Source organism: Pedobacter aquae (genome assembly GCF_008195825.1).
GTDB classification, from domain to species: domain Bacteria; phylum Bacteroidota; class Bacteroidia; order Sphingobacteriales; family Sphingobacteriaceae; genus Pseudopedobacter; species Pseudopedobacter aquae.
Window position 1 is genome coordinate 2141451 of sequence record NZ_CP043329.1, and the last position, 12220, is coordinate 2153670.

9 protein-coding genes are annotated in these 12220 nt (G+C 35.8%); all 9 read right to left on the reverse strand.

Translation table 11 applies throughout. The features are described from left to right. Positions 1 to 11: 11 nt before the first annotated feature. Positions 12 to 683: a beta-phosphoglucomutase gene (gene pgmB / locus FYC62_RS09360; protein ID WP_149074737.1), complete on the reverse strand. Its 672-nt coding sequence runs from the start codon at positions 681 to 683 to the stop codon at positions 12 to 14. After that, complete coding sequence (locus tag FYC62_RS17595) at positions 680 to 1441, reverse strand: cyclomaltodextrinase C-terminal domain-containing protein (protein ID WP_240534700.1); 762 nt, start codon at positions 1439 to 1441, stop codon at positions 680 to 682. Before FYC62_RS17595 ends, pgmB begins: the two co-directional genes overlap by 4 nt. Next, entirely contained in the window at positions 1438 to 2520 is a 1083-nt protein-coding gene (locus FYC62_RS17600) for an alpha-amylase family glycosyl hydrolase (RefSeq protein ID WP_240534701.1), read from the reverse strand. The genes FYC62_RS17595 and FYC62_RS17600 overlap by 4 nt, the downstream gene beginning before the upstream one ends. 22 nt (positions 2521 to 2542) lie before the next feature. Continuing rightward, positions 2543 to 4093: a TIM-barrel domain-containing protein gene (locus FYC62_RS17605; protein WP_240534702.1), complete on the reverse strand. Its 1551-nt coding sequence runs from the start codon at positions 4091 to 4093 to the stop codon at positions 2543 to 2545. Between the two features lie 11 nt (positions 4094 to 4104). After that, complete coding sequence (locus tag FYC62_RS17610) at positions 4105 to 4998, reverse strand: TIM-barrel domain-containing protein (RefSeq protein ID WP_240534703.1); 894 nt, start codon at positions 4996 to 4998, stop codon at positions 4105 to 4107. Positions 4999 to 5059: 61 nt separating this feature from the next. After that, positions 5060 to 6001 carry a SusE domain-containing protein gene (locus tag FYC62_RS09375; protein ID WP_052176787.1) on the reverse strand — a complete coding sequence of 314 codons (942 nt, stop codon included), beginning with the start codon at positions 5999 to 6001 and terminating at the stop codon, positions 5060 to 5062. 89 nt (positions 6002 to 6090) lie between these two features. After that, the gene (locus tag FYC62_RS09380) at positions 6091 to 7584 is read right to left on the reverse strand and encodes a RagB/SusD family nutrient uptake outer membrane protein (protein ID WP_240534704.1); all 1494 of its coding nucleotides are present in this window, start codon (positions 7582 to 7584) and stop codon (positions 6091 to 6093) included. Positions 7585 to 7691: 107 nt separating this feature from the next. Next, on the reverse strand, positions 7692 to 10739 hold the full coding sequence (locus FYC62_RS09385; protein ID WP_149074739.1) for a SusC/RagA family TonB-linked outer membrane protein: 3048 nt from the start codon (positions 10737 to 10739) through the stop codon (positions 7692 to 7694). 431 nt (positions 10740 to 11170) lie between these two features. Next, a complete protein-coding gene (locus tag FYC62_RS09390) occupies positions 11171 to 12184 on the reverse strand; it encodes a LacI family DNA-binding transcriptional regulator (protein ID WP_149074740.1) in 1014 nt (337 codons plus the stop codon). Between the last annotated feature and the right edge of the window lie 36 nt (positions 12185 to 12220).

The window sequence follows — 12220 nt, forward strand, 5'->3', positions numbered from 1 at the left end:
CCCCTCTGTTCTTACAGGCTTCTACTCTTCTCTAACTTGTTTAAAATTTGTGCTGCGCTTTGGCCTTCTAAATTTGGCAGTACCCAATCGGCGTTTTTTAAAATGCTTTCTTCACCAATACCAATAACCCGCATATCTGCATTTTTTGCCGCTTCTATCCCGGCAAGGGCATCTTCAAAAACCACACATTGTTGTGGCGCTACTTGTAATAATTGTGCTCCTTTTAAAAAAACTTCGGGATTTGGTTTAGATACTGAAACTTCATTTCCATCAACTATAACATCAAAAAATGAGGTTAAACCCGTACGTTCTAGAATTAAGCTTGCGTTTTTACTAGCCGAGCCTAAAGCACATTTAATACCTGCTGATTTTAATGAACTTAATAAGCTTTGCACCCCAGGTAAAATTTCCTGAGCTGTCATCTTATTTATCATTTCTACATACCACTGGTTTTTTAAAGTGGCAAGTTCTTGCACTTCTTTAGCTGTTTTTTCTACACCACCCCAGCCTAAAATCAGGTTTAAAGAATCTATCCTACTGATGCCTTTTAACTGCTCATTTTGGGCTTCAGTAAAATCAAAACCAAGTGTATTGGCTAGCTTTTTCCAGGCTTTAAAGTGATAAACTGCGGTATCTACAATAACGCCGTCTAAATCGAAAATAAAAGCTTTTATCGTACTCATTGCAGCTCCATTACCAAAGTACTTATGCTCGGAATTTCCATGGCTACGCTTAAATCGTATACTTTTCCGCTTACAATATCCTTTGCCTTTTTAAAACCTTGAGTTCTTTCGCTAAAGCGTGATGTTTCTAACGACATAACTTTATCATTACTGTTTACCACCACCATAACGGTTTTAGCATTATCGTATCTGAAATACACATAAACACCGTCTTGTGGTACAAATTGCATCAGTTTGCCAGTTTGTAAAGCTGTTGTTTGCTTGCGGTACTTAGCTATGGTTTTGATATAGTTGAAAACATCATTTTCTGCAGCTGTTCTACCCTCGCTGCTAAACTTATTTACTTTATCTTCTGCCCATCCGCCAGGGAAATCAGAACGTACCAAACCATCGGGATTAGAAAAGTTCTTCATCATGATTTCTGTACCATAATAAAGCTGTGGTATGCCTCTGGTGCTTAACAACATCGCTAAACCAGATTTAAACTTCTTTACATCCTCGCCAACGATAGAGAAAAACCTGCTCATATCATGGTTATCTAAAAACACAACATTTCTACTGGCATCTTTATAAATAAAATCTTGTGATAAAACGGAGTATAAACGGTTTACACCTGTAGTCCAGTCGAACTTACCATTTAAAACATCAAAAATAGCATCCTTAACCTGTACATCTGTAACACCGGGTAAACCTGTATCAAAACCTTGTCCTATGGTATTGCCTTCCGTAAAATAAGCCTGACTTACTACTGAGTTCACCAAAGTTTCGCCAAAATACCTAGGTGCGGAAATTCGGCTTTCATTTGTGCAGCCCATTTAGCCATATAGTTTAGGTTATTATAAGGGTAAGTATCTAACCTTAAACCATCTATCCCAGCATATTCTACCCACCAAATGATGTTTTGGGTGATGTAATTTTGTACAAACTCGTTCTCCTGATTTAAATCGGGCATGGTACGTACAAACCAACCATCTAACATTTGCTTTTTATCTGCCGCAGCAGCATAAATATCCATTAAGGTTTGGTCTTTATAAGTGGTTTGAGTGTAAGTAGGCCATTGGTGTACCCAATCTTTCATGGGCATATCTTTGATAAACCAATGCTCGTTACCACTGTGGTTGTGTACCACATCTTTAATTACTTTAAGGCCTTTAGCATGTGCCTCATCCACAAACTTTTTGTATAGCTCGTTAGAACCGAAACGAGGGTCTATTTGATAATGGTCTGTAACTGCATATCCATGGTAAGAAGCCAGTGGTTGGTCGTTCATTACCTCCGGAGTTAACCAAATAGCCGTAGCACCAAGTTCTTTGATATAATCTAAGTGATTGATGATGCCTTGAATATCGCCACCATGACGATAGTACATAGAATCTCTGTTTAGAGCAGTTTCTTTTAAGCCTTTAACAACATCATTATTTTTATCGCCATTGGCAAAGCGGTCTGGCATCAATTGATAAATAAAATCTTTATTGGTAATGCCCTGAATTCTGTTTTTAGCGTCTCTTTCTCTTAATTCGTAATTGTATGCTAAAGTTTTAGCTCCTTTTTTAATAAACTGTATTAAGAATTTTCCCGCTTTCGCTGATGTAGAAACCTCTAAATCCAAAAACAAATAATTAGGATTTTCTACCTGATGCACCTTTTTTAAGCTAACACCCGGATAATTGAGTTGTACTGTTCTTTCGGCAATTTTATCGCCATAGATGATGAGTTGCAGCTGCTGATTTTTCATCCCTACCCACCAAAACAAAGGCTCTACCCTTTCTAATGGTTTGGGAGCTGCAAATATTTGCTGACAAAACAGCAAGAAGAATATAGAGAGTAATTTTTTCATAACAATTGCTTTTTAATTTTTTTTACCACGATAAGGATATTTTATCCGTATCATTTTTGATGATTAAGCTTTTAGCTTGATATCCTTCTGCCGGATTATTATTCCCCTGCGGATCAAACCTTGATATTGGCGTTAATAAAGACACAAATTCATTTTTAGTATTGATAGATTTCCCTGCATTTTTTAAAGCTTTTAAATCATCAAAACCTGTAAACACAACCTTGATATAGTTGAACTTAGATTTATAGTTACCTTCTACTTTATCAAAAACTAGGCTTTTAGTACTTGGGCTATATAAAATTACCCTTTTAAAGAACTCGCCTTTTTCATAGTTATAGCTATCGCCATCATCTTCATAATAAACATAGTTATTGTTCAACTCGCCTTTATAAACATGGATAGTTAAAGTATCTGTAGGTTTTTCTGCGGTTGTTTGTATTAAAGACTGCATCGGGATGATACTGCTTTCTTTAACATAAACCGGTAGTTTGTGCATGTTTAGTTGTATAATTTTTTCTTGATTACCTTGCTCTTTATCAGCTGTATAAAGGTTATACCAAGTAGCTTTAGGGAAATATACCTTTCCGTATTTATCTGTACTTTCAAAAGGAGCTACCATAATGGCTTTACCAAAGAAAAACTGATTTTGGAATTGCGTATCGTAAACTTTAGCATCATGCGTATAGTCAATAGCTAAACTCCTCATGATAGGTTGGCCACTTGTGCTTGCCTCATAAAATGCGCTGTATAAATAAGGAAGCATTTTATACCTTAAGCTAATGTAGTTTCTAGAGATTTCTAAAACTTCTTCGCCATAGCTCCACGGTTCTGATGATTTGGTATTTACCGCCGTATGATTTCTGAAATAAGGGTTAAAAGCACCAATCTGAATCCATCTGGCATAAAGTCCTACGGTTGGATTTCCTGTAAAACCGCCTATATCCATCCCTGTAAAGGCAACCCCACTTAAGCCTAGGCTATTCATTAATCTTACGCCTAAAAGCATATGATTATCTTCAGAACGGTTATCGCCTGTCCACTTTGCAGTATAACGCTGCATACCTGCATAGCCCGCTCTGGTTAAAATGAAAGGACGTTTATTTGGTACTTGCTCTGTAATTCCTTCAAAACTAGCTCTTGCCATCTGCATACCATAAACATTATGTGCTTGCTTGTGAGATGCCTTCATCCCATCATAATCAAACAATACGTTTGAAGGCATTTTTTGACCCCAAGTAGCTATCTCGTTCATATCATTCCAGATACCAGACACACCCGTTTCTGCAAAAAACTTCACTTCCTTTTTCCACCAATTTCTTGCTTTATCGCTTGTAAAATCTGGAAAATGACACCAGCCCGGCCAAACCTGCCCGCTGTAGTTTGTACTATCAGGATATTTTATGAAAATATTATCGGTTAAGCCACGCTCATATGCACCATAATTTTTCTCTACTTTAATGCCTGGGTCTACAATAACTGTTGTTTTAAAACCCATTGACGATAGCTTTTTAGTCATCTCTAAAGGGTTTGCAAAACGCTGTTTATCCCAGGTAAATAACTTATAATTGTCCATATAATGGATATCTAAGGTGATACCATCAGCAGGGATTTTTTCTCTCTTAATGTTTGAGCTATACGATACACTTCTGTATCGGGATAATAGCTATAACGGTTTTGCTGGTAGCCTAAGCTCCATAGTGGAGGCATTTTCATGCGACCAGTTAAGGCCGTGTAGGAAGTAATAATATCTGCCAGATTTTTGTGGTAGATGAAATAATAATTCATTTCGCCACCTTGCGCACCAAAAGACGAAAAACGATTGTTAGAAGCACCAAAATTGAAATCGCTTTGGTAGGTATTGTCTAAGAAAATACCATAATTTAAATTGTTGTGGATACCTATATAAAAAGGTATGGTAGAGTAAATGGGGTCTTGGTCGGTACGGTAGCCAAAAGCATCGGTATTCCAGTTGGTATAGCCATTCCCTTTACGGTCTAGGTTACCCGTTTTTTCGCCTAAGCCAATAAAACGTTCACCTTCTTGCATTTTTTTGTAGGTAGTCACTTCCTCGCCAACCCAAGAGGTTGTTAAATCCGCTTCATCTTGATTGATGATTCTCCCATCAAGCGTTTGAAAACTTATGGCATATGGTTTTTTTTGGATAACAGCCTTTAAAGAATCTGTTTGGATGATGACTAAATCATCTGTTTGTGAGATATTAACTTTTGTAGTTTTTGGCTGCGAGATGACCGCATAAGAAAAATCTTTCTTTAAGCTTTTATCGATACGTACTCTCATAACATTAGCACTGTAAACAGTAATTTCTGTTTGTGCATGGTCTGTAGTTAAATTTACTTTTTGGTTGTTTACCACTACTGATTTTACATTACCAATAGGTAAAACCTGAGCATCAGCATTAACGAAGTTTAAGCCTAAAATGGTTAAGCTGGCTATCACTCCTCTAAAAGTCATCTTCATAAAAAAGCCTGTTATAGTTTAAAAAAAGCAGGGAGCATAAACTCTCCCTGCAATAAGAATTTTATAATCTTGTGATGGTGTAAGTATTGGTTACAGTGCTAAAAGAAACACGGTAAGTTCCGGCTGTAGTAATATCTATATCTCCACCACCAGAAACAAGTTCACCGTTTGCACCACCATAATTTGTTCCCCAATCATCATTTTTTCTAAATTTAATAACCCCTACGGTAAGTGGCAAAGTTACACTCCAAGTTCTGGTACCGTTGTTATAGGTCATGTCTGTATCGGTAGTCCAACCACCTGGTGTTGCGTTGCCTATTACACCAAAAGAGAATGGTTCAAAAACAAGAGTATTAGCATTTAAATTAGCAATTAAACGATAACTACCTGCTGCTGGTGCACTTAAATCGCCACCACCAATAGCTATTGACCCTGCTACTGAACCCGCACCATACTCTGGCGGACCCCAAGATTTGTTGGTCAACATTTTAAAGCTTAAACCATTTGATGGGAAATTGATAATACCTTCATAAATGCCGTTACTGGTAGCAGAAATTAGACTTTCTGCCGTTGCCGGATTCCAGCCTTGATAAGCACCTGGCACATAAATGAAAGAAATTAGCGGATACGGAGTTACTTTTAAGGCTGTAACATTAGAAAATACAGGTGCAACATTCGAAGAAATGGAGGATTTAACCCTTACGTCAACATCTGAAAGTGCATTAAAAGGCAAGTTCATAGTTAATAATAAAGCATTAAGCTCTAAACCTGTATAAGCTTTCGAAGTAGCTCTTGTAGGTAAAGTAACTTCCTTTGCATTAGCAAAATTAGTACCCTTTAAACCAAATTGCAATGTGTTTGTAACGGCTGCTTCATACCCAAAGTCTGGCGCAGTAAAGTTAAACTTAATGGCTTCCTGAGCTTCGGTTGCTTTTGTAAGTACTAAAGTGTTTCTTGTTACCGATAAATTGCCAGATGCATTAGATAAATTGGCTACTGCCATGTCTTGATCCTTTTCACAACTTATCAAAAACAATGACGTTAAGCTAAGTAGAAGGAAATTTGAAAATAATTTTTTCATAATTATAATATTTAATAACCTGGATTTTGAACTAAGTTTGGATTTGCAGTTACATCAGCTGCTGGAATCGGGAATACTTTTCTGAAATTTTCAACACTTCTTCCGTCTCTAATTCCACCTTTCCAAGGCCATAAGTAAGTAGCTTCTGTAAAACGATTGTATCTAATTAAATCCGTTCTACGATGACCTTCCCAGTGTAATTCTCTTGCTCTTTCATCAAGAATTAAATCCAATGACAAAGCTGTTACCGCTCCGGTTGCGTTACCATAAGCTCTAGTTCTTAAATTATTGATATAAGTTAAAGCAGTTCCAGCAACTCCGTTTCCTCCTCTTAAAGTAGCTTCCGCATAAATAAGATACATCTCTGCTAGTCTGAATAATGGAAAGTCGGCATCAACGAATGTTAAATTCGTACCTGCCACACCAGCGCTAGTTTTGTTTTGGAACTTAGGTAGGGCATAACCATCAGTAAAGGTGGTTAAACTAGCTATTTCTAAATTTTGTCCGTTAGTGTAAAAATTAGCTCTACGATCTGGAGAACTGGTAGGATTAGGAAATAAATTTACTAATGCTTTAGTAGTTCTTATACCTCCCCATCCAAAATCAACACCATAATCACTTGCTTGCATACTGCCACCAATAGCGGCATGAGTTAAGAAAGTTGTACCACCAAATACTTGAGATCTCTGTCCGTCATAATTAATCGTAAAAATTAGCTCAGGACTGGTATTATTGTCATTTAAAGTTAGCTTACGGTAGTTTGGATCTAAAGTATAACCAGCATCAATTACCCTTTTAGAGTATTCTACAGCCTCGTTATTTTTTTGAGTACCAGTATAAACCTGAGCATTCAAATATAAACGAGCTAATAAAGCTTGAGCTGCTCCTCTAGTTGCTCTTCCGTAATAGTTCGCTGCTCTGGTAGCTATTAATTCAGGCTCAATAGCTTTTAACTCAGTTTCTATATAAGTAAATAAGGCTGCTCTCCCTATTTGTTTAGGGAGCGGTCCTCCAATAGGGTCGTTTTCTGTAACAAAAGGAGGATTACCAAATACATCCATAAGCGACCAATATTGGTAAGCTCTTAAAAATCTAACTTCTGGTCTATAAGCTTTAATCCTATCAGCATCTGCCCCAGATATCCCGCGGCTTGCCAATTTAGCATCAGTAGATTCTCTTAAAAACTCGTTAACTAAGGTTATTTGATACAAGCTTCTAAAATATAATCCCCTTAAAAATGAATTATCTGGTGTCCAGTTCATTTGATGGAAATCCTGTAAACCAGCATCACCCCAAGCAATTACTGCCTCATCTGTGGTAAGTTCTTGTGCTTTCCAAAATGTTCTAAGATAATCTGCATTACCGCCTTCATCCAAACCAACTACATCAGGTTGTCCAGTAGGACCTGCATTACCTGTTAACGCAAAGCTACCATAAACCTTAGCTAGTGATTGTTGGTAACCTAGAGGTGTTCTATAAACAATCTCAGAGGTTACATCATTCATAGGCTCCAAATTCAAAGAATCTTTACAAGAGCTTAAGCTCAAGGAAATCACTCCAATTATTAGCCCTGTTTTATAAAAAAGATTTTTCATTGTTGTAAGTTTTATTATTAAAATCCAAGGTTTAAACCTAATGTAAATGTTCTAGGTCTTGGATAGAAGTTGTTATCTATACCTCCACTTATTTCAGGATCAATTCCATCATATTTAGTAAGAACAAAAGCATTTTGGATATTTCCGCTGATGCTTAAATTTCCTGTCCCTTTAAATACTTGGCCAAAATTATAACCTAGGTTAAAGTTATCCATTCTTAAGAATGATGCATTTTGTACATAGTAATCCGATAAAAAGTATTGGTCTCCAGCTCCCGAAAATTGGGTATTTAGAATATCTCTTGAGCCATTACTTAAGAACTCTAAAGGATTAAAGATATTTCTATAAGTACCTGTGCTAGAAGCTACGTTATTATATACGTAATTGTTAATGTTAGCTCTTAAAGTAAAACCACCAGTGAATTTTTTGTAATTAAAATTCGAAGTAAAACCTAAAAAAACATCAGCATCAGGATCTTTAAATCTGTAAAGATCTTTATCAGAAATTTGTCCATCACTATTTCTATCTACAAATACTCCATCAAGAGGTTTTCCATTAGCATCATAAACTTGTTGATACACATAAAAAGAAGCTCTATTGAATCCTACAGAATTAATTTGGATATTATTACCAGTACCACCAGAAATACCGCCAAATCTGTTACCGATAAAGTTAGGATCATCTACCAATGTTAAGTTGGTAATAGTATTTTTATTGAAGGTAGCGTTAAAAGAAAGGCTTAATCTGAAATCAGTTTTATCAACCGCTAAACCTGTAATCATCATCTCGATACCTTTATTAGTCATGTTACCAACGTTGTAAGTAAATTCGTTAATAAAGTTTGTTCCAGCAGGTTGAGTGATATTACTCAATAAATCGCTAGTGTTTTTGTAATAAGCATCTATGCTACCAGTAATTCTATTATTGGCGAAACCATAATCTAAACCAATGTTAGATGTAGCTGTCGTTTCCCATTTAAGGTTAGGATTAAAACCTAAAGGGCGATACATATTAAAAAACTCATTACCCAATTGGTATTGCGCAGTTGGTGTACTTAACGCATAGTTAGCTAAGTAAGAATAATTACCTATTCCTTCTTGCTGACCAGTAATACCATATCCAACTCTTAGTTTCAAATCAGAAAATACATTAGATGATTTCATGAATGATTCTTCTGAAATTCTCCATGCAAATGCTGCAGAAGGGAAAATACCTACTCTATCTTCAGGATTGATACGAGAAGAAGCATCTGATCTTACGGTAGTTGTTAAGGTATATTTATCACTTAAAGTATAGATCATCCTACCATAAATAGAAAATAATCTATTTTGAGGAACATCCAATGGGAAATTAGGCTCCGAATTTGGTCTTATCGTTCCATCAAAACTAAAATCAGCAAAAGAGTAATTTCTAGCTTCAAACGCCTGATAAGATGTACCACCTGTTATATCAATACGGCTATTAATTGATTTTATGTCCTTAACATAATTTAAATAGAAGTCAGAAACATAGTTAGAACGCTCTTGCTTGTATTGGTTATTTACACCACTTTTGTTTGCTCCGTTAGCATCTGCAAATCTACGGAATGCAAAACCAGCACTTTCAGGAACAATTATAGTTCCTCGACCTTGTGCCACATCATAACCTAAATTTAAATTAGCTCTTAAATCTTTTAAGAAAGGAAGTGCATAATCTAATTGGATATTTCCTATGCTTCTGTAAACATCCGATGTATTGTTTCTTAAATCTAAAAATGAAACTGGGTTACGTGGTGCTAAACCTACTAATGGATTTACACCCGGTCCAGCTTGAGGATTTAAATATTCAAAAAATCCACCAAAGTTTTGGTTACCCGAAAATATAGGTTGAGTAGGGTTAAAGGTAGCAGCAGTACCAATAGCAGCGCCATCAGCAAAACGGCTATTACTTAAACTACCTTTTAAACTTACATTCACTTTTAAGCTATTATTAAATAGGGAAGGGTTTAGGTTTAAACCTACAGTTCCTCTATCTAAGGTTCCTGTTTTCAATAAACCATCCTGAGACAAGTATCCAAGTGATAATCTGTAAGGAAGTTTTTTATAAGTTCCTGCTACACTTAAATTATTATCGGAAGTAATGGCATTATCATAAATAGCATCCTGCCAATCGGTATCAACATTACCTAATTGAGTTAATAATTTTGTTTTTAAGGCAGGAGTAACTGTAGTATTAGTAGGTGCATTGGTTACTAAATCTCGGAACTCCGCAGGTGATAAAATATCAGCCTCTCTAGCTAAAGTTGCTACCGAGAAATTGGTACCGAAATTAACTTTAGCTTGTCCGCTTTCACCTTTTTTGGTGGTGATTATAATTACACCATTAGATCCCCTGTTACCATAAATTGCAGTTGCAGAAGCATCTTTTAATACGGTAAATGATTCAATATCATTAGGGTTAATTAAGGAAAGTGCATTTGGAGATCCCGCAATGCCACCTTGGTCTAAAGGAACTCCATCTACCACAATTAGTGGATAATTATTTCCAAAAGAAGAACCACCTCTTATTAAGATGTTACTTCCACTTCCTGGCTCACCACTACCCTGAGTGATTTGCACACCGGCAATTTTACCCGCAATTAATTGCTCTGGACTTGTAATTTGTCCTTTAGTAAAATCTTTTGTGGTTACAGTAGTAATAGATCCAGTAATATCTGCTCTTCTGGTTGTACCATATCCCACAACTACCACTTCGTCTAGACCTCGGCTATCTGGAACAAGAGAGAAATTAAGCACTTGCGGAGTAGCAGAAACGGTAATTTGTTTCTTTTGTTCTACATAACCAACAAATCTTGCGGTTACGGAAACGTTCCCGGATTTAATTCCAGAAATTTGGTAATTACCATTTACATCAGTTTGAGTGCCTAAAGATGTGCCATCTATAAACACCGCAGCACCTGGTAAAGGCTGGTTAGCTTCGTCAATGATTTTACCTGAAATACTTCCGCTCTGAGCTTTTACAACTACAACGTTCAGGATTAAAAGTAACATCAAAAGACCACACTTTTTTAAGTAATAGAGTTTCATTTTGATTAGTTTATTTTGGTATGAATAATTGGTTTCTAAATTGTCATTCACAGACAAAGACTAAGTTACTCTTCTATTTTAAAAAACAAAATTTTAAATAAAAAAATATTCCACACCTATTTTTGAAAAAATCAGAGTGTATTCTGACACAGAATCATTCAACAAAATGAAAATATAAAATATTGATTTACAAAACTTTAATACAAATCTATCATTACCTTATTGTATTTTTTACACAATATAATTTTTACTAATTTTTCGGGAACGGTACCGGCACCGTTCCCGAAAATGTGAATAACTTTTATGTTACTCGAGTCAAAATTCTTCCTGATTTTACAATTTGTTTGAAAAAATTTAATTTTTTATCCTCTTAAAATGAGTAGAATTTATATAAATTTTGTGCTAATTTTTTTTAGGATTTTCACAAAATCTTACCCACCTCCGCTAGAGCGTCGCTCTATTAATTTTGAGTTGAGAGTCAAGTTATCTGATTCTGAAAAGTCTCCACCAGATTCCATAGCTCTGAATAAAATTTTGGCCGACTTAACGCCCATTTCAAATGCGGGTTGGGTGATGGTAGATAAGGATGGATTTAGTAGTGGGGCAATCTCTAAACTAGAAAAACTGATAACTTTTAAATCTTCCGGGATTTTAATTCCTAGTTCATAAGAAACATAATAGGTAGAAAAAGCTAACCTTTCTACCGATGCGAAAACACCATCGGGCTTTAGGGTTTTAAAAGCCTCTTTTAATATGATACTATTGGCTTCGTAATCGTTACTACAATCTATTACATATTCATCAACATATGGTAAACCATGCTTTTTTAAAGCATCTACATAGCCATTCATACGGGTTTTGCCAATAGAAAGGTTTTTATTCACCACTAAATAAGCTATTTTTTTACAGCCGGCTTTTATCAAATGCTCGGTAGCATCAAAACTACTTTCGTAATCATTAGTAGTGATTTTTGCGGTATCAATATCCTCATAAACCCTATCAAAGAAAACCAAGGGCATTCTTTTACTCTTTAGCTTTTTCAGGTATTGATGATCGTTAGCTTCCCCAGAAACAGACATGATCACACCATCTGCCCTACCACTGTTGAGGTGCGTTATGTAAGCCACTTCCTTTTCGTAATTATCATCGGTAACGTAAATTAAAACATGATAATCTTTCTCTCTAGCCACACCCTCAATACCTCTAATAACTTGTGAGAAAAAATTATTGGCTATCTCTGGAACAATAACAGCAATAGTTTTGCTTCTTTTCTCTCGCATATTACTAGCCAAATGGTTTGGCTGGTAATTAAGTTCTTTAGCCATAGCGAGGATACGCTCTTTTGTTTCTTTATTAATATCACTATGCCCCCTAAACGCTCTAGAAACTGTTGATGTAGATAAATTTAGTTTGGCAGCTAACTGTTTGATATTAATAGCATCCATAATTTTATAAAATATAATGTAAAGCTAGCAATTTTG